Origin of the sequence: Marinomonas rhizomae (assembly GCF_003315485.1) — a bacterium.
In the GTDB taxonomy this organism is placed as follows: domain Bacteria; phylum Pseudomonadota; class Gammaproteobacteria; order Pseudomonadales; family Marinomonadaceae; genus Marinomonas; species Marinomonas rhizomae.
This window is the reverse complement of sequence record NZ_QNSE01000004.1, coordinates 1-18966: the sequence shown is the minus strand read 5'-3', so window position 1 is coordinate 18966 and position 18966 is coordinate 1. Positions and strand designations below refer to the sequence as shown.

The 18966-nt window shown below is 42.4% G+C and carries 16 protein-coding genes; 13 read left to right on the top strand and 3 right to left on the bottom strand.

Going from position 1 to position 18966, the window contains the following annotated elements; genetic code table 11:
- Positions 1–152: 152 nt before the first annotated feature.
- The 5 genes from miaB to lnt are packed head-to-tail and all read left to right on the top strand — an operon-like array spanning position 153 to position 5484.
- Positions 153–1508, top strand: a complete 1356-nt coding sequence (gene miaB / locus DFP80_RS05295) for a tRNA (N6-isopentenyl adenosine(37)-C2)-methylthiotransferase MiaB (RefSeq protein WP_113915776.1) — start codon at positions 153–155, stop codon at positions 1506–1508.
- Between the two features lie 13 nt (positions 1509–1521).
- Entirely contained in the window at positions 1522–2568 is a 1047-nt protein-coding gene (locus tag DFP80_RS05290) for a PhoH family protein (RefSeq protein WP_113915775.1), read from the top strand.
- On the top strand, positions 2568–3032 hold the full coding sequence (gene ybeY / locus DFP80_RS05285) for an rRNA maturation RNase YbeY (RefSeq protein WP_113915774.1): 465 nt from the start codon (positions 2568–2570) through the stop codon (positions 3030–3032). Before DFP80_RS05290 ends, ybeY begins: the two co-directional genes overlap by 1 nt.
- Positions 3033–3044: 12 nt before the next feature.
- Positions 3045–3911 carry a CorC family transporter gene (locus DFP80_RS05280; protein ID WP_113915773.1) on the top strand — a complete coding sequence of 289 codons (867 nt, stop codon included), beginning with the start codon at positions 3045–3047 and terminating at the stop codon, positions 3909–3911.
- A 1-nt stretch (position 3912) separates the two neighbouring features.
- Positions 3913–5484 carry an apolipoprotein N-acyltransferase gene (gene lnt, locus DFP80_RS05275; protein WP_113915772.1) on the top strand — a complete coding sequence of 524 codons (1572 nt, stop codon included), beginning with the start codon at positions 3913–3915 and terminating at the stop codon, positions 5482–5484.
- Positions 5485–5590: 106 nt separating this feature from the next.
- Here the strand turns inward: lnt and DFP80_RS05270 are convergent, their stop codons facing one another.
- Positions 5591–6037, bottom strand: a complete 447-nt coding sequence (locus tag DFP80_RS05270) for a hypothetical protein (RefSeq protein WP_113915771.1) — start codon at positions 6035–6037, stop codon at positions 5591–5593.
- Positions 6038–6213: 176 nt separating this feature from the next.
- Here DFP80_RS05270 and leuS point away from each other — a divergent pair, with 176 nt between their 5' ends.
- The 7 genes from leuS (at position 6214) to DFP80_RS05235 (ending at position 16826) form a co-directional block, all read left to right on the top strand.
- On the top strand, positions 6214–8661 hold the full coding sequence (leuS, locus tag DFP80_RS05265) for a leucine--tRNA ligase (protein ID WP_113915770.1): 2448 nt from the start codon (positions 6214–6216) through the stop codon (positions 8659–8661).
- 64 nt (positions 8662–8725) lie between these two features.
- The gene (locus DFP80_RS05260; RefSeq protein ID WP_113915769.1) at positions 8726–9241 is read left to right on the top strand and encodes an LPS-assembly lipoprotein LptE; all 516 of its coding nucleotides are present in this window, start codon (positions 8726–8728) and stop codon (positions 9239–9241) included.
- A gap of 215 nt (positions 9242–9456) precedes the next feature.
- Positions 9457–10485, top strand: a complete 1029-nt coding sequence (gene holA / locus DFP80_RS05255; protein WP_113915768.1) for a DNA polymerase III subunit delta — start codon at positions 9457–9459, stop codon at positions 10483–10485.
- A 132-nt stretch (positions 10486–10617) separates the two neighbouring features.
- Positions 10618–12627 carry a methyl-accepting chemotaxis protein gene (locus DFP80_RS05250; RefSeq protein ID WP_113915767.1) on the top strand — a complete coding sequence of 670 codons (2010 nt, stop codon included), beginning with the start codon at positions 10618–10620 and terminating at the stop codon, positions 12625–12627.
- A 90-nt stretch (positions 12628–12717) separates the two neighbouring features.
- Positions 12718–13377 (top strand): putative 2OG-Fe(II) oxygenase, encoded by a 660-nt coding sequence (locus tag DFP80_RS05245; protein ID WP_113915766.1) that lies wholly within the window; start codon positions 12718–12720, stop codon positions 13375–13377.
- Between the two features lie 199 nt (positions 13378–13576).
- Positions 13577–14185, top strand: coding sequence for a flavin reductase family protein (locus DFP80_RS05240; protein ID WP_113915765.1), 609 nt, complete (start codon positions 13577–13579; stop codon positions 14183–14185).
- Positions 14186–14210: 25 nt separating this feature from the next.
- Positions 14211–16826, top strand: a complete 2616-nt coding sequence (locus tag DFP80_RS05235) for a cyclic nucleotide-binding domain-containing protein (RefSeq protein WP_113915764.1) — start codon at positions 14211–14213, stop codon at positions 16824–16826.
- Between the two features lie 71 nt (positions 16827–16897).
- Here DFP80_RS05235 and DFP80_RS05230 read toward each other — a convergent pair whose 3' ends face one another.
- The gene (locus DFP80_RS05230; protein WP_113915763.1) at positions 16898–17518 is read right to left on the bottom strand and encodes a LysE family translocator; all 621 of its coding nucleotides are present in this window, start codon (positions 17516–17518) and stop codon (positions 16898–16900) included.
- Positions 17519–17873: 355 nt separating this feature from the next.
- Between DFP80_RS05230 and dapA the strand changes: the two genes are divergently transcribed.
- Complete coding sequence (gene dapA / locus DFP80_RS05225) at positions 17874–18746, top strand: 4-hydroxy-tetrahydrodipicolinate synthase (RefSeq protein ID WP_113915762.1); 873 nt, start codon at positions 17874–17876, stop codon at positions 18744–18746.
- A gap of 68 nt (positions 18747–18814) precedes the next feature.
- Here the strand turns inward: dapA and DFP80_RS05220 are convergent.
- Positions 18815–18966: IS3 family transposase (locus tag DFP80_RS05220; protein WP_147243839.1), on the bottom strand; the 152-nt coding region annotated here is incomplete at its 5' end.

The window sequence follows — 18966 nt, the reverse complement described above, 5'->3', positions numbered from 1 at the left end:
CTGGTCTTTTGCAAAAGCTCCAGCAGCAAAATAGGTGACTATTTCGAGATTAAATGAAGGGAATTCAGAACACCTCTGGGATTCGGAAGCAAAGCCCAATATAATAGCCCCAAAGTCGATTAGACGAACTCATTTTTAGGTTAATACGTTACATGGCAAAAAAACTTTTTATCCAGACTCATGGCTGTCAAATGAACGAATACGATTCATCTCGTATGGCTGATTTACTTGGCGAAAGCCATGAAATGGAACTCACAGACAACGCAGATGAAGCAGACGTTTTGCTGCTTAACACTTGCTCTATTCGTGAAAAAGCGCAAGACAAGGTCTATCACCAACTAGGTCGATGGAAGAAGTTAAAGCAAAAAAATCCAGACCTTGTTATCGGTGTAGGTGGTTGCGTAGCGAGCCAAGAAGGCGATGCGATCCGCAAGCGAGCTAAACATGTTGATATGATTTTTGGACCTCAGACTCTGCATAAATTGCCAGATATGGTTAATGCTGCAGGAAAACACATCCCTATCACAGATGTAACCTTCCCTGAAATCGAAAAATTTGATCATCTGCCTGCGCCTCGCGTGGAAGGAGCTGAAGCTTTTGTCTCTATCATGGAAGGCTGCAGCAAATACTGTACTTTCTGTGTGGTTCCTTACACTCGAGGCGAAGAAGTAAGCCGTCCGTTTGACAGTATTTTGAAGGAAGTTTTGCAACTTGCAGAACAAGGCGTACGTGAAGTTCATTTATTAGGGCAAAACGTTAACGCCTACCGTGGCGATACAATGGAAGGTGACGAAGCCGACCTTGCAGACATCATTCATGCGGTTGCACAAATAGATGGTGTTGAGCGAATTCGCTTTACAACGTCTCACCCAGTAGAGTTCAGCGACAGCTTAATCGAAGCTTTCCGTAACGAACCTAAACTGGTCAGTCACTTACACCTACCGGTACAAAGTGGAGCCGACAATATACTCAGCGCTATGAAACGTGGCCATGACCGTCAATATTACATTGATAAAATCAACCGCATTAAAGAAGCGCGCCCAGGAATTAGTTTATCTTCTGATTTTATCATTGGCTTCCCAGGCGAAACGGATGACGACTTTGTCGATACCATGAATTTAATTCAAGAGATCGGCTTTGATCACTCGTTTAGTTTTGTATACAGTCAACGACCAGGGACACCTGCGTCTGATTTAGAAGATGACACGCCAGAAGACATTAAGAAAGAGCGACTAGCTATTTTACAACGCCGTATTAGCCAACAGGCTTACGACATTAGCTTGTCTATGGTCGGTGAAATGCAGCGCATTCTGGTTAGTGGCTATTCGCCTCGAGACCCGGGACAACTTCAAGGTCGAACAGAAAACAACCGGATTGTAAATTTCCGCGCGTTCGATCCTCAACTAATTGGTAAATTTGCAGATGTTGTTATTACAGATGCTTACCCTAATTCCCTACTGGGTGAACTGGTAAGCTCTGAACTTGATTCTGACTTCGTACTTCAATAATCAAAGGTAAATCTTGGAAACCACACAGACAACCCAACAAATCCGTTTAGTTCCTGCCGAAGCCGACGCTTTGGTTGGACTGTGCGGTCAACTCGATGAGAACATCAAGTTAATCGAAAAACGACTTGATGTCTCTATTAAGTATCGTGCCGAGCTATTCGACATTTCCGGTGAAAACTCTGAACATGTAGCGGCAACAAAAACGCTGCTAGAAAACCTCTACCGCGAAGCGCTAGCGAATACAGAAATATCACCCGAAACGATTCATCTTTATCTACAAGAGTCAGCGATAGAATCGCTCACCAGTAGCAAAAAAGAAAAATCTGATCAGCTGGTGATTAAAACTCGCAAAGCCTTCATCAAACCGAAAGGTAAAAACCAACAAGGCTACGTCAAGCAAATTCGTAAACACGATATTAATTTTGGCATCGGACCTGCTGGTACAGGCAAAACTTACTTGGCAGTGGCTTGTGCGGTCGAAGCACTCGAAGCCGATCGTGTTGAACGTATTATGTTGGTTCGTCCTGCGGTTGAAGCGGGTGAAAAACTGGGGTTCTTACCCGGTGATTTATCACAAAAAATAGACCCGTACTTACGCCCTCTTTATGATGCCTTGTATGAAATGCTTGGTTTCGAATTGGTTGATAAGCTGATTGAAAAAAATGTCATTGAAATCGCCCCCCTTGCCTTCATGCGTGGTCGTACTTTGAATAACGCCTTCATCATTCTTGATGAAAGCCAAAATACAACAAAAGAACAGATGAAGATGTTTTTAACACGTATCGGCTTTGGTTCAACGGCTGTAATCACAGGTGACACCACTCAGGTCGATCTACCTCGTGGCACAAGCTCTGGCTTAGCTCAAGCAATGCATGTATTAAACGACGTTAATGGCATCAGCATGACACACTTCAGCTCTGCTGACGTCGTTCGTCACCCGCTAGTGCAGCGTATTGTTGAGGCTTATGACAAGTTTGACATTGAAGTTGAAGAAGAAAAGAAAGCACGAACTGAAGCTCGCTTAATAGCGCACGCAGAACAGTCTGCAGGTAGCAAATAATGGCGCATTTAGAACTTGATCTACAAATCGCGACAGAAGATACTGCGAACATTCCAAGCGAAGAAGATTTTAAACACTGGGTCGAACAGGCCCTTTCGGACTCTGATGAAGAGTTTGAAGTCACCATTCGCATTGTCGATGAAGAAGAAAGCCACGCACTTAATCATGAGTACCGTGGCAAAGACAAGCCTACCAACGTCTTATCCTTTCCATTCGAGGCTCCTCCTGGGTTAGAAATTCCATTATTAGGCGATTTGGTCATCTGCACTCAAATTGTGGCAAAAGAAGCCGTAGAACAAGATAAAGAGTTATTACATCATTGGGCTCATATGACTATCCATGGCATCTTGCATTTACGCGGCTATGACCATATAAATGATGATGAAGCAGATGAAATGGAATCGATAGAAACAGAGTTACTAGCTTCCTTATCGATTTCCGATCCTTATTTGATTAAAGAGTGAGTTAACACCCCAATGAGTGACGACCGATCGAGTTTATCCAACGATCAACAAAAATCTTGGTTTGAACGTTTAACCCAAGCATTTAACGACGAACCACGCAGTCGTGGTGACATCGTTAAACTTTTAGAAGCCGCAGTGAAATCCGACGTTATTGATCGTGATGCCTTCACTATTGTAGAAGGTGCGCTAGAAGTTTCTGAAGTTCAAGCACGCGACATCATGATTCCACCTTCTCAAATGGTGATCATTAAGTCCGAAGATGACCCTAAAACGTCAATTCGTAAAATAATAGATTCTTCTCATTCACGCTTCCCTGTAGTTGGTGAGGACTCAGATGAAATTCTCGGTGTTCTACTTGCCAAGGACTTATTGCCTTTATTATTCAAAGAAGGCGATATCACAATAGAAGATATTTTAGCGCGTTTACGCCCTGCTAACTTTATTCCTGAAAGCAAACGCCTAAACGTATTGCTAAATGACTTTCGCACCAAACGTTATCACATGGCACTAGTGCTAGACGAATACGGCAGCGTTTCTGGCTTAGTCACGATTGAAGACGTGTTAGAGCAGATTGTTGGTGAAATTGAAGACGAAACCGACAAACTAGATGACGAAGGCATTCAAGTCACAACCGAACCTGGCGTGTATCTTGTACCGGCGTTGTGCCCAGTTGAAGATTTCAATGAATTTTTTAAAGTTGACCTCAACGAAGAAGAGTTCGATACCATTGGCGGAATACTGGTCCAACAATTTGGTCACGTTCCACTACGTGATGAAGAGCTTTTCTTCAATGACTTCCATTTCCGTATTGTGAAGTCTGACGGACGCCGAATTAAAACCATTCAAGTCACCAAACCAACCATCAATACACAAGATTAATATGACCATACCTCACCCCGACTTAACCCATACCAAGACGGGGTGGGAGTCGCGCTTAACAGCTCAACTCTCCAAGACACCTCCCGCATTGATTGGCCTGATCGGCGTTATTGCTGGTGCATTAGGTGTCACTAGCTTCTCACCTTTTCACTTCTGGCCCGGCTACTTTATTAGCCTAATCGTATTCAGTTTGCTCACTTTCACTAGCACAACAGCAAAATCCGCCTTTTGGCGCGGAGCCTCTGTTGCATTAGGTTTTTTCGGTGCTGGCGTTTCCTGGGTATATATTAGCATTGCCGAATACGGACAAGTTGGCAGTCTAATTGCTGGGCTCATTACTTTTTCCTTTGTTGCTGTGCTCTGCATTTTTTGGGCACTATCTGCATGGACATCATGGAAGCTCATCCAGCGCTTTCCGAAAACTCCTGCTAGCCTATGGATCACGTTCGCTTTATTGCTTGGTGAGTTTGCCAGAAGTACGCTGTTTACTGGTTTCCCTTGGCTGCTACCTGGCTATGCAATTGAAAACACTTGGCTATTTGAACTGTTACCCATTGGCGGTATCTGGCTCACTAGTTCTTGCGTTATATTGACTTCTAGCGTGATCGGCGGAGTACTATTAAAACACACCAATCAGCTTATGCTGTGTTTTGTACTTATAGCCATCTGGTTAGGTTCAGCCTATTTAAGCTACTCCCCTGTTTCTTGGGTAAAGCAAACAGGCACCTTAAAAACCACCTTGGTACAAGGCAATGTAAAGCAAGATGAAAAATGGCGGGCCGAAACGGCTGGAAAATCCCTAGCCTATTACCAACAAGCAACGATAGAGCACTTAGACAGTGAATTAGTGGTCTGGCCTGAAACGGCCATCACGTATTCTTATCCTAGAATAAAACCCTATTTAGCCAGCTTCAGTAAAGAGCTAAAAAACACCAACACCACGTTAATTACTGGCATTCCCGATATAAGCGAAGACAAAAAAAACTACTACAATGCGATATGGGCAACTGGTAATGGGTTTGGTCTTTATTACAAACGCAGACTGGTTCCCTTTGGCGAATACATTCCGTTTGCAGAATACATAGGCCCGATTCTAGATGTGTTCGGCATGCCTATGTCCAGTTTTAAACCTGGCGATGACAATCAGCCAGTTCTTCAGGTTGGCGAATGGGGTATCGCTCCCTTCATTTGTTATGAAATTGTTTATGCCGAGCAGGTAAGACGAATGGTAAGAGACAGTGATTTTCTAATCACGATTAGTAATGATGGCTGGTTTGGCACGTCTTTCGGCCCTTGGCAGCATTTGCAAATCGCACAATTCAGAGCAAAAGAATCTGGTCGCTATGTTATTCGCGCGACCAACACAGGTATTACTGCATTCATTAATGAAAAAGGTGAAATCGTTGAACAAGCACCACAGTTTGAGAGAACAACCCTAACGGCCGAGGCAAAAGCCTTTACAGGCAATACACCTTATGTGCAATGGGGCTATTGGCCAACCTTTTTGTTACTGGGTATTTGCCTGGTCTTTTCCTACTTAACTGGGGTAGTGCTCAATAATAAAAACACTTAACCAATAGACTACCTATCTGATAAAAATACGGCGCAACAAATGAATTGTTGCGCCGTATTTTTATATACACCAAACACATGTTAATCAATCAAAAGCCAGTGGCTAATTACTCAGCTTTAATTGCCTGATCATCATGAGTCGACATCAAACCATAATGACATACTTCACAAGGCGCTAACGCTTGTTTGGCCTCGACCACATTGTCATATCCACAAGACATACAATGATAACTTCCAGGCTCAACCACTGTCCCGACCACATGACATTCCTCTAACGGTACAGGATTATTGTTGGCGTGATTAATCAACCATAACAAGGCTATATCTTCTTTCTCATCAAGCTCTTCGGCCAATTCATGGCTTTCATCAAGCACGTAATGCCAATTCGCATCAACCCATGCTTCGGTGTAACCCATTTTGTCATGCCAGTAGGCTGTCATCAGGGCAACATCTTCTAAAAACCAATCCTTCGCTCCAGTCAATGTTTTACGAGCTTCTTCGACTAGATTGGATTCGATTTCGCTATTTGACGAATCTTTTTTCATAGATTTCATAACTCCTCCTCTATGCACCTTCTAATTAGGGCTCCATCTCTATAAAATAGCGGATATTTTCGGACTCTGTTGGCTATTGCATCATTATCTTGAGCTATGCCGCTATAATGGCCTCTTTTCATTAAAGAGAATACAGGTCTACCAACCTTTCGTCGATCACGGGATAAGAATACATCATGCAAGAACAATATAATCCGCAGCAAATCGAACAAGCTGCCCAATCTTTTTGGGACGAAAATAAAGTCTTCAAAGCCATCGCTGATTCCAACAAAGAGAAGTTCTACTGCCTTTCGATGTTCCCTTACCCAAGTGGCCGCCTACATATGGGTCACGTTCGTAACTACACCATTGGCGATGTAATTTCTCGCTACCAGCGTATGCAAGGCAAAAATGTCCTACAGCCAATGGGATGGGATGCTTTCGGTCTACCAGCTGAAAACGCAGCAATCAAACACAAAACCGCACCAGCAAAATGGACGACTGAAAACATTGCCTACATGAAAGGCCAACTTAAAGAGCTTGGCTTTGGCTATGACTGGGATCGTGAAATTGCTACCTGTACACCTGAATACTACAAATGGGAACAGTGGTTCTTCACTCAGCTGGTTGAAAAAGGCCTAGCTTATAAGAAAACCGCTGCAGTGAACTGGTGCCCACATGACCAAACAGTACTTGCCAATGAACAAGTAGAAGACGGTGGCTGCTGGCGTTGTGGTACCACTGTAGAGAAAAAAGAAATTTCTCAGTGGTTTATTCGAATCACAGATTACGCTGAAGAATTATTAAACGATCTAGACCAACTAGACGGATGGCCTGAAAAAGTAAAAGCCATGCAACGTAACTGGATTGGTCGTTCTGAAGGCTTAGAATTCAGCTTCGAAGTTGAAGGCAAAGCAGACCGTTTGTCGGTTTACACCACTCGCCCAGACACCATTATGGGGGTAACTTATGTTGCTGTTGCAACACAGCACCCATTGTCTTTAGAAGCCGCTGAAAGCAACCCTGAATTGGCAAATTTCATTGCCGAAAGCAAGCTAATGTCGACCACTGAAGCCGACATGGCAACCGTCGATAAAAAAGGCATAGACACTGGTTTTAAAGCCATTCACCCAATCACTGGCGATGTGGTTCCTGTGTTTGCCGCCAACTTCGTATTGATGGAATACGGTTCTGGTGCAGTGATGTCGGTGCCAGCCCATGATCAACGTGATTTCGAATTTGCGAAAAAATACGACTTACCGATCAAGCAAGTGATCCAACCTGCTGACGAAGAAACAGCCAAGATTGAAACAGAAGCTTACACCAACAAAGGCATACTGTGTAATTCAGGTGAATTTGATGGCTTGGCCTTTAAAGACGCTTTCGATGCCATTGCCGCTTGGATGACTGAACGCCAGCTAGGCGAGGTAAAAGTCAATTACCGTTTACGTGATTGGGGCGTCAGTCGTCAGCGTTACTGGGGCACTCCGATTCCAACCATTAACTTGAAAGACGGGTCTGTTGCACCTGTTCCAGCTGACCAACTGCCAGTTGAACTGCCAACAGATGTGGTCATGGATGGCGTAAATTCGCCAATCAAAAACAACCCAGACTTTTCATCCATTATGTTTAATGGCGAAGAAGCGGAACGTGAAACCGATACTTTCGATACTTTCATGGAGTCATCTTGGTACTTTGCGCGCTACTGCTGCCCAGATTCTACTGATGCCATGCTAACGGAAGAAGCCAATTACTGGCTTCCTGTTGACCAGTATGTTGGTGGTGTAGAGCACGCCATTCTTCACCTACTTTACTCACGTTTCTTCCACAAATTGCTGCGTGATGCTGGTCTTGTGAACTCAGATGAACCGTTCAAACGTCTGTTAACGCAAGGCATGGTGAACAAAGACGGCACCAAAATGTCTAAATCGAAAGGCAACACTGTCGACCCTCAAGAAATGATTGAGAAATACGGCGCCGATACTGTGCGTTTGTTTATGATGTTCAGCGCGCCACCAGAGCAATCACTAGAATGGAACGATGCTGGTGTCGATGGTGCTTCACGTTTCTTACGTCGTTTATGGGCGCTGTCTTACCGTCACAGCAACGCTGGAAAAGTAGGCGAACTAAAAATTGCTGAATTAAATGGCGCTCAAAAAGCCTTACGTCGTAAGACTCATGAAACTATTCAAAAAGTCTCCGACGATATCGAGCGTCGCCAAACCTTCAATACAGCCATTGCCGCTGTGATGGAGCTATGCAACGAAATCAGCAAGTTCGAAGACACATCTGAATTAGGCCTTGCTGTAGAGCAAGAAGCATTAGAAGCAGCCACGTTGTTATTGTCTCCAATCGTGCCTCACATTGCCCATCAGTTATGGAGCGAATTAGGCCACAATGACAACATCGTTAATACGCCTTGGCCTACACTAGATGAAGATGCCTTGATCAAAGACGAGCTGACGATTGTCGTTCAAGTACTGGGGAAAAAACGTGCTGAATTGACTGTTTCTGCTAGTGCAGATGATAAAACAGTTGAAGCTGAAGCTCTTGCTCATCCGGGTGTTGCCAAATTCCTTGAAGGCAAGACTGTGCGTAAAGTCATTGTTGTTCCAGGTCGCTTGGTCAATATTGTTGCTAACTAATTGAGGCTCTAAGGGATGGTTCTACCATCCCTTTTTCCCTTCACACAAAATAGAGATCACGGATATGATAGCCGCATTAACACAAACAACTCGTCTCGTTTTATTAGCGCTGCTAACCATGAGCATTGTCGCCTGTGGATTCCATTTACGTGGCGAAAGCAACATTCCAACCAGACTAAAAGTATTAACCCTAACTTCTGAAAGCGGCTCTGATCGCTTTGATCGATCCTTACGCATTGCGCTTACCAAAGCAGGTGTTGTCGTTATCGATAAAGCCTCTGCGAATCAAGATACTCTGAATCTAAAAATCAATGCCATTAAAACACAAGATATAGAACTAGCTCGTGACGCCTCTAATGATGTATCGCAACTTCAGCGCCGTTTAAGCAGTAACTACTTTATTCGCCAAGCGGATGGCAAGTCTCTTTATGGACCGCGATCTATTAACACCACAAAAACACTCACTAATCAGAATGCTGAAGCAAGTGCCAAACTTTCATACAACACATCACAAGTCGCTATTATGTATGAAGACCTAGCAAAACAATTAGTATATGACTTAAGTTATGCCCCATTATAACTCGCATCACTTTTAGACAAACCATGAAGCCTTTGCACTATGTCACGAGCGAAACCAAGACTAGGCAAAAATAACCGAAAAAACGGATAGCTACATGGATGTATTTATTAAAACGATGCAGGGAACCAAAGCCGAGTTATTGGTTATAAATGAGCATTTTGCGTTTGTTTTTAACAAAGTATTGAAGAGCACAGTAATAGTGAAAAGGTCTCAGAATGAAAGTCAGAGCTGACCAGTTACCAGCACAGTTAAAAAAGAGTTTAGCACCTATTTATATTATTTCTGGTGATGAAGTCTTATTGTGTCAAGAAGCAGCAGACACCATTCGCAAAACGGCCCAACAGCATAATATTGATGAACGTCTGCGCTTCGTTGCTGATGCACAGTTTGATTGGCAAGATGTCATCAACGAAAACCAGAGCTTATCCTTATTCTCAACTCGTCGCCTGTTTGATATTCAAATAGACAAAATGGGCGAAAAGCACAGCAAAGCGTTAACGCAATTAGGCCAGTCGTTGAGCGAAGACAACATTATTTTGCTCACCCTACCCAAAATTGATGTACGAACTCAAAAAACCAAGTGGTTCACTCAATTGGAATCACAAGGCGTGTTCATACAAATCTGGCCAATAGATGCGAATAGATTACCCGCCTGGGTGCAACAAAGAGCGCAAGCACTCGATTTATCACTTACTCGCGATGCCGCTAGCATGATTTGTGAACGCGGTGAAGGCAACCTACTAGCACTTTCTCAAGAGCTAGAAAAACTTGCTCTCACGCATGGACAGGGCATCCAAATTGATGCAGAGAAAGTCGCTGAGTCTGTTGCCGACAGCAGCCGTTACTCAATTTATGATTTAAGCGATAGACTGTTGATGGGAAAAACCAAAGACGCCATGCACTGTCTACATCAACTGTTAGGTGAAGGCGTCGAGGCCAACATTATTCTTTGGCTCTTCAATCGCGAAATCCAAACCTTGGCAAACTTACTACAAAGCATGCAATCTTCTAGTTTTAAACAGGCCTGCCAAGGCGAAAAAATTTGGGACAAGCGCGTACCTTTTTACGAAAGCGCCATGTCACGGCACAACAAAGTCACTTTGCCTTATATGCAAAACTACTTAGCTTTAATTGATCAAAGCATAAAAGGATTAGATGGCCCAAGTAGCGAAACCGGCTTTCGCAACCTAGTGATGATGTTTTGTGGTTACAAGCCTGTGGTCACTGAATTAGACTTATCATAAGCTAAATTTATGAAAATGTGACTATTATCAATATATTACGTATTTAAACTAATAAAAACATAAAGCCAATATTGTTCTACCCTTAATAATGGGATGATAGAAAAAACAATCTAGCTCTATGGAGACTTTTTTATGGCTTGGTTTAAACGAAGCACATTAACCTCACCTAATACCAGCAGTGCAAATCAGGGCATTAACATTCTTCAGCTAACTTACGCTGAACTCTCTGAAGCTACACTGGCTAAACTACAGTTCACCGAACAAAAAACACAATTAATCCTTGCGTTTGTATCATCCAATCTCGATTTTGAGAGTACTGTTGAAAAAATCCAGCAATTAACACCCTTCTGTGAAAAAGTCGTTGCTGTGATGACATCTGGCGAGCTTAACAGCCAACAAGAGAGTTTTTATCAAACGACCGATGGAAAGTGGGATACCATTGTCTTACAAAGCTACAGCGAAGAGCTACTTGCCTCCACTGAAATAAAAACCGTCCCACTGCATTGCGAAGATTTAAAACAAGGCAAAGCAACCAAAAACAAGCAAGATAGAATTCGTGCTATCCAGTCTGAAATTGAAAGAATAAATGTAAATATGGCCATCCACTACCAAGATACCATTGCGATTACATTTATAGATGGCCTATCGTCTAGCGAAAATTTTTTTATGAAAGCTTTGTACGATAGCCAGCGCTTCCCTTGTCATTTTATAGGCGGCTCAGCTGGTGGGAAGTTAGATTTTAAACAGGCTTCGGTCTACGACGGTAAAAAAGTTGCTCATAACTGCGCTGTCGTTATTTTCACTAAATTGGCAGCTAATATTCGCTACGGCATTCTAAAAACACATAATTTTCAAAAAACCAAACGCTCTTTTTATATCGCCGAATCAGACCCACAAAAACGCACCGTGACAACAGTCATTTCTAAATCTACAGGCAAAATTGTCAACATTGTTGACCACCTTTGTGACTATTTTAAATGCCAACCAAATGACCTCAATGCAAAACTAACGAATCATTCTTTTGCCGTTGAAATTGGCAATGAGCTATTTATACGATCCATCGCCAGCATTGATTTAGACAACAAGATCATCCATTTTTTCTGCGACTTAGATTTTGGCGATGAGCTTATACTAGTAGAGGCCAAAGGTTTTGCGGATAGTACAAAACAAGCCTTTGACGAATTTATGCAAGGCAAACCACAACCGATTGCTATGCTAGCCAATGATTGCATCTTACGCCGTTTAAACAATGCGAAAGCGCTCAAAGAACTCACAGCCTTCCAAAGCATTCAAGCCGCTGGCTTTTCTACATTTGGCGAGTTATTAGGTGTGCACATGAACCAAACACTCACGGCATTATTTTTCTTTAAAGTAGCGAAAAACGAGCCTTTTTCAGATCATATCGTTGATAACTTCCCCATTCATTACAGTTACTTCAAAGAATTTTTTACGTTATCAAGACTGAATAGTTTAATGCAGATCAACCGTTTGCAAGCAGACCTGATTCATTATCTATCTGAATATCGTCCTTTGCTTGAACAAGTTGTTATTAGCTTCAACCAAATAACAACTTACTCACAGCAAACTGAAGCCATTATTAGTGATGTGAGCGGCACCTTTCATGATTTGAAAAATGACATCAATGCACAGGAAGATGGCCGAAAAGCATTGAGCGGTAACGTTGCCCAACTGAAAAATAACTCAGAGCAAGTTCTTGCCATTTTGAAAGTCATTTCAGGAATTGCCGACCAAACTAACCTTCTCGCACTTAACGCAGCTATTGAAGCAGCGCGTGCTGGCGAAGCTGGCAGAGGGTTTGCGGTAGTCGCTGATGAAGTTAGACAACTGTCTAAAAACACCCAGGACAGCTTAAACAAAACCGGAGAAACCATCTCCTCCGTCACAAAGTCTACTGGCTCTATCAGCCAATCAATCGAAAGCATTGAACAGTTTATGTCTCGACTCACTAATAACACTGGCGAATTAACGGCACAAATTCAATCCTTAGGTGATGCCTCCAACATGGCCAGTAGAGATGTCTGCGCGAACATAAAAGCGATTCAAGATATGACATCTCGAATGTCTGAAATAGATAAAGAAGTCAAAGTAATAGAGAGTTTAAAGCAAGCTAATAACCTGTAATTCGATAAAGTGAAGTTTACGTTGTTAGACTTCACTTATTCTCGCAGCCTGTTATTATGCGGCCTCATCATGCCCTAGGTAAAAAACAGAATGAATAATGAATCCATTGTTTTGGAAGAACTCACAGTCTGGAGCACGCCACTTTTCGTCACTCAAATGCCAGACCATGACTTTTTAAAAGAGGCATTACTCGCAACGGTGTACCAACAAAAGTCGTCTCAACTCACGGCGATTGAGAGCCAAGTTGCCCCAAAAGCAAAACATGCCCTCCACGAAAGTACACTGGATTTCTTAGAGCTTGCAGACGCCAATGTTATGGAAGCGAAGCGGGCTTTAGAAGAGCTCATTTTAGACATTGCCGCCTCCGTCAACCAAGCGTTCTGGCCTGCAGACATGGAAGCGGACGCACATATTATTGAATCTTGGTATCATGTTACGCAAAAAGGCGGCTATCACGATGCGCATTCTCATCCAAACTGCTCTTGGTGTGGTATTTATTATTTGGAACCTGGTGATGCCAATATCGAAGGTAACGGCGGCCTGAATCGTTTTTATGACCCAAGAGTCAACGCTGAACATTACGCGGATCCAGGTACCGCCTATTTAGGAGGACATGGAGTGTGGGACTTTACCCCCAAAGATGGCCAAGTAATTATTTTTCCATCGTATCTAAAGCATTCCGCTTTACCCTATTTCGGCGACACTGATCGTGTGGTCATTGCCTTTAATGCCATCATCGAAGCTTACTAAGCCAAAGACAAAAACACGCCTGAGGATGACGAGCTGCTTGACGCCCAAAATAAAAAAGCTTCAGTAAGCTCGGACTTTCTTTTCGCCTCACATTCTCTGCTGGTTACAATAAATTTCATAAGTTTCCACTCAAAGATTCACAATGGATCGGTATTTGTAGTAATTTAACAAGTAATGTTTCATAACCATGGGGAAATTTATGCGTTTCCAGTTTGATCAACTCAGCGGCAATCAGCGCTATCACCTGATCACTCAAACCATTACGCCACGTCCTATTGCGTGGATCATGACCAAAAATGAAAACGATAGTTTCAACCTCGCCCCTTTTTCTTATTTTGCTCCTATTTCTTCAGATCCTGCCCTCTTAACGGTTTCCATAGGCAATAAAACCTCTGATGTCGCCAAAGACACAAAATATAACCTAATACGAGAAAAGGAATGTGTTTTGCATATTCCAAGCGGAGATTTAGTCAATGCTGTAAACGAGAGCGCAGCCACGCTATCTTATGGTGAATCAGAACTACCCAGGACAGGCTTGTCGCTAACTAACTTTACCAAGGCACTGCCGCGAATTGCCGAAGCCAAAATTGCTCTTCACTGCAAATTGTTCGATATACATACGCTAGGAAACACATCGTTCAATGCGATTTATTTAGAAATTTTAGATTTATACATCGATGAAGATCTTGTAACTGAAGAAAACTCTCGGATTTTCATTGATAATAAAAAACTTAACCCTCTTTCACGACTAGGTGGCGACGACTATGCGCTTTTAGGCGAGACAGTGACGATGAAACGTCCGAACTAGGGCAATACAGATTTGAGGTAAAAAGATGGATATAACGACACACATAAATGCATTCCCTTTTATGGCAGATATTGATGCCGAGTTAGCATCATCCTTAACCAATTTAGCCTCCATTAAAACGCTAACAGCTGGCGATATTCTGGCTAAACAATTTGAGATTGGTCAAAATATTTATTTCCTTTTGGAAGGTGAAGTTGCCATTTCAGTTCCATTGCAGGATACCGGAAAATCTTACAATGTCGGCATGATCAGCAATATTTTATCCCCTATTGGTTGGTCTGCTTTCCGTCATCCTTCGCGTTATGCGACCACATTCACAGCAACTAAGTCTTCCAAATTGCTCTATTGGCCAATTGTTGAATTACAAAAAATTCTCAATGCCAATTTACCTTTCGCCAGCCAGTTCTTACAGTTTGTTTACCAAGAATCTTTGCCCGTTCTCACCAATGTACAAAATCAAACGCGCCCTTTCTTTTCTAATGAGTCATTAGCTTTTGAAGAAACTCGACCACTAATCGATTCTGAAACGCAAGTTCACGCACTAAAAGATGCCATCAGCCTACTAAACTATGCCCCTTTTTGTGAGACATTTACCCAAGCAGAAATACACACTTTAGCCAAAAAATCATCCATTCTGCTCGCCCATCAAGGCGACATTTTAAGTCAGCAAGATCAACCTGCTAATGGTTTGTATATTCTCATCAAGGGTAAAGTTGTCATCAGCTATCAAACTGACTCGGGGGACATTATTACCACCAGAACGATCTCCCGCAGCGGAACCGTATTGGCTTGGGCTACCCAAAACAAAGAAATGAAAAATCGCACCTCGATCATTTCATCCAGAGATAGCAGTGTTTTATTTATAAAACGTGATGACCTACTAGAGATATTTGAAGACAACCCTAAATTTTCAGTTAAGTATTTATACCGACTTATTTGGTTGATCGGCGCACATTTATTAGCGGCGAGAATGCGCTATCTTTCACAAATAGCAAATGATGAGGTTCTAGCCGTCAGCAATGTAATAGACCAAAACGCAGCGCTGTTACCTGTCAGCTCACCTCTGTATAAAGTCAGCGAATTGCTAAAAAGCGCAATCACTACAGACGAAGCCTTTGGTGTTCTTTATAAATGCCTGCATTTTGGCTGTGTACTGGAGCGCACTATTTCTGGTATGTGCTTGGATATTTTAAAAGATTTACAGCGTGAAAATGCTTTTTATCGCCATCTACAAAATGTCTATGACACCATAAATAATTTGCCCAAAGAAACACCGGCTTTAGATGCTAGACGCTTAGGTACAGAGCTGTTCAAACAAGCTTTCCAACAAGTTCCTTATGTTGTTAAAGGACTAGAGAATCTACCCCAAAAAGCGGGTTCTCTGTTCATCTACAACCATTTACTAGGATCACCAACGAACCGTTTACCCAATGGCTTCCGTTTTTCTATGGATGCGCAATTTATTAGCTCAATGATTATTGACAAACAATACGGTATTTCTGGGCAACGTGTTGTTCGCCGTAGTAAAGAAAGTGAGTTTTGGCGTGATGATTTTTATGGAAAATTCGGCAATATATTTATCAATAGCTGGGAAGGCCTAACCAAAGGCACCCCAGAGTATGATGAATTTATCAAACAATCTCAGGATACGTTGTGTCAGAACTTCCCACTAATGATCTCTCCAGAGGGGCAAAGTTTTAGCACGCAACAATCCCCAGGCGCCTTATTACCACATGCTTTTGAACTTGCAGGTTCCATGGAAACAGAAGAGCCATGGATAGTACCGATTGTAGTCGCAAACTTTGACAAACGAGCCGACCATAACCTTTATACGGTGATCATTAAACCTGCGTTCAAACTGTCTAGTAAAGTGGATTACAAAGATAAAAAAGCGCTGGCAGAATTTTTAGTGTCATATCAGGAAGAATATAAAGGCTATGTAAACGAGGCAGTTGAGCTATCACGAGAAATTCGCCAATACCCTATATTTAGTGGTAAAAACGGCTACCGCTCGAACGTAATGAGTCTGAATCAAATCGATGTAGAATTCGAGTCAGATGTACGAGAACTGGAATTCCACTTAGCTTATCAAGAATACAAAGAGCAGCCAGTGGCATTTTATGGCTCTTCCACCGTGCGCTTATGGAATGACTTCACTCATAATTTCCGAGACAAAAATGCCATTAACTTAGGCTTTAGCGGCGCTACGCTTGAAGCTTGCGTGTACTATTTTGAGCGTATCATCTTGCCACATAAACCACGCTCCTTGGTCATTTACGCAGGTGACAATGATATTGGTAATCACTGTAACAGCAATAAAGTAGTTGACCTCTATATTGAGCTACTGCAAAAAATTGATCGCCATTTACCTGGTATTCCTGTCACACTCATCAGTATTAAGTGCAGCCCTACGCGATTAAAAATGCGTAAAACAATAGAGCTAACAAACAATCAATTGATACGACTTGCCAAAACACGTCCTAATACTCAATACGTTGATTTGTTTTCTACTTTATTAGACAAGCATGGAGAAATTAAAGAAAACCTATTTGAAGGCGACAAGCTGCATTTGAACTCAAAAGCCTACGAACTGTGGAGCACAAAGCTACTAGAAACAGAAAGCTTTATTTTTCAAAAGTAAGTGCTTTAATTGAACCTCCCCCCTATTGGTTTCCAACTATTGGGGGGACTTCACTAGGAAAAGTTTTCGCTCTAAATAAATGCCCCAATCACTACTTTCAACCCAAGTAATATTAAAATACTTCCCATACTTCTATCCACCCAAACAGTATGTCGACGTAACCAAGACAAGACCCGCCCACCAGCTAACAACAAAGCAACAATCACATACCAACCTGTATCAATCACCACGACAGTTGCCCACAATTGAAACTTGATCAAGGTATTAATTTCGGTGGGAATCAACTGACTAAATAAAGCTAAAAAAAACAAAGCCGCTTTAGGGTTCATCAAGGAAATCATCATGCCGTCACGAGCAGATTCCCAATAAGAAGACTTTTGGCCTTCAACCTTGACATCCTGACCTTGACCAGCAAAACGCCACGCCTTAACGCCTAGCCAAGCAAGATACAGCCCACCTAAAACAGTTAATACAGAGAATATGTTCTGGTGTTTAGACATCAATATAGCAAGGCCTTGTAGCGTCAAAAACGCCCAGAAGCCAATCCCTAAACCATGTGTTATGGCTGCCAAGACGCCATGTAAAGGAGATTGAGAAACCGATACCCGTAAAATAACAGCTAGACTCGGACCTGGAGAAATAGCCCCCATGACACAAACAGCAACCAAAGAAAGCCAAGTAGTAAGATCCATATTTTTCTCTTAATTAGTATTATTAGATTGGATAAAATTCGCCAGTATTTTATCCAATCTAACGCGAAAAAACGAACACCTCTGAATCAAAACCAATCGAATAAAAAACACATTAGTGTATTGACCTTTTAAAGAAAAAAGGTCAGCATAGAAAAACTTACTATTTACAAAGATTTCCTATTACCCTATGAATAACAATATCTTAAATAAACGCAACGGCGATAAACGTAAGGCTAAGAAGCTTTGCGACGCTGACGTGTGGAAGTAAGATTTAAACAACTCCCCGGCAGCATTCTCGCTGACGGTTAATCTATCTTTTCAGCAGAATGCATACCGGCCAAAATGAGGCAAAAGTATGTTCTACGGCGCAATCACAGCACTAATCACTCCGTTTCGTAATGGTCAATTAGATGAAGGGGCTTTGCGTAATATCGTACGCTGGCAAATAGATCAAGGTATCAATGGCTTAGTTCCTGTTGGTACAACAGGTGAATCACCAACGCTAAGCGAACACGAACACAAACGTGTTATCGAAATTACCGTACAGGAAACCAATAAAGCCGTACCTGTTCTGGCAGGGGCAGGTTCAAACAACCCTGTTGAAGCGGTAAATTACTCCGAATTCGCTTACCAAGCTGGAGCAGATGCGACCTTACATGTGGCTGGTTACTACAACCGTCCAAATCAAACCGGTTTGTATGAACACTTCAAATACGTCCACGACAACAGCAAATTACCTATCGTCCTCTACAACATTCCGCCTCGCTCTGTTGTTGGACTAGAGGTTAATACATTAGCTCGTCTGGCAGAACTACCAAGAGTCATCGGGGTAAAAGATGCAACTGGCGATTTAACCCGCCCAATTCGTGAGCGTGCTTTAATCAACAAACCTTTCAATTACCTAAGTGGTGACGACATCACCACAGTGGCTTATAACGTTGGTGGTGGTAATGGCTGCATTTCGGTAACCTCAAACGTGGCACCAAAACAAGTAGTGGAATTACAACGACTATGCCGTGAAGGTAAATACGTAGAAGCAGCACAGTTACAAGACAAATTATTTTCTCTTCATAACGCGCTATTCATTGAACCTAACCCAGCAGGCCCAAAATACGCCATGTCATTATTAGGTCTTTGCACTGAAGAGTGTCGCTTGCCTATGGTACCACTGCAAGACAGTACCAAAGCCACCATTCGTCGTATCATGGAAGAATTAGACCTTATCTAATTTTTATCATTACTTAGTTTCATAAAAAAGCCCGCATCTGAAGTGACCCCATAAAGTTGGACACTTTATTAACCGGCTAACAATGCCTGATTTCGGTACTCTACCGGAGTCAGGCCATTTAACCTCATTTTTATTCGTTTCGTATTGTAGTAATCAATATACTCTTCAAGTTCTTGGATCAGATCATCTTCGTCCTCGAAGGTTTCGCCATGGAACATTT

Coding starts and splice junctions, on each gene's coding strand:
- DFP80_RS05235 (WP_113915764.1), top strand. CDS start 14,211: ATGGATATAACGACACACATAAATGCATTCCCTTTTATGGCAGATATT.
- DFP80_RS05260 (WP_113915769.1), top strand. CDS start 8,726: ATGATAGCCGCATTAACACAAACAACTCGTCTCGTTTTATTAGCGCTG.
- DFP80_RS05280 (WP_113915773.1), top strand. CDS start 3,045: ATGAGTGACGACCGATCGAGTTTATCCAACGATCAACAAAAATCTTGG.
- DFP80_RS05270 (WP_113915771.1), bottom strand. CDS start 6,037: ATGAAATCTATGAAAAAAGATTCGTCAAATAGCGAAATCGAATCCAAT.
- DFP80_RS05240 (WP_113915765.1), top strand. CDS start 13,577: ATGCGTTTCCAGTTTGATCAACTCAGCGGCAATCAGCGCTATCACCTG.
- dapA (WP_113915762.1), top strand. CDS start 17,874: ATGTTCTACGGCGCAATCACAGCACTAATCACTCCGTTTCGTAATGGT.
- DFP80_RS05245 (WP_113915766.1), top strand. CDS start 12,718: ATGAATAATGAATCCATTGTTTTGGAAGAACTCACAGTCTGGAGCACG.
- lnt (WP_113915772.1), top strand. CDS start 3,913: ATGACCATACCTCACCCCGACTTAACCCATACCAAGACGGGGTGGGAG.
- DFP80_RS05250 (WP_113915767.1), top strand. CDS start 10,618: ATGGCTTGGTTTAAACGAAGCACATTAACCTCACCTAATACCAGCAGT.
- DFP80_RS05230 (WP_113915763.1), bottom strand. CDS start 17,518: ATGGATCTTACTACTTGGCTTTCTTTGGTTGCTGTTTGTGTCATGGGG.
- ybeY (WP_113915774.1), top strand. CDS start 2,568: ATGGCGCATTTAGAACTTGATCTACAAATCGCGACAGAAGATACTGCG.
- miaB (WP_113915776.1), top strand. CDS start 153: ATGGCAAAAAAACTTTTTATCCAGACTCATGGCTGTCAAATGAACGAA.
- leuS (WP_113915770.1), top strand. CDS start 6,214: ATGCAAGAACAATATAATCCGCAGCAAATCGAACAAGCTGCCCAATCT.
- holA (WP_113915768.1), top strand. CDS start 9,457: ATGAAAGTCAGAGCTGACCAGTTACCAGCACAGTTAAAAAAGAGTTTA.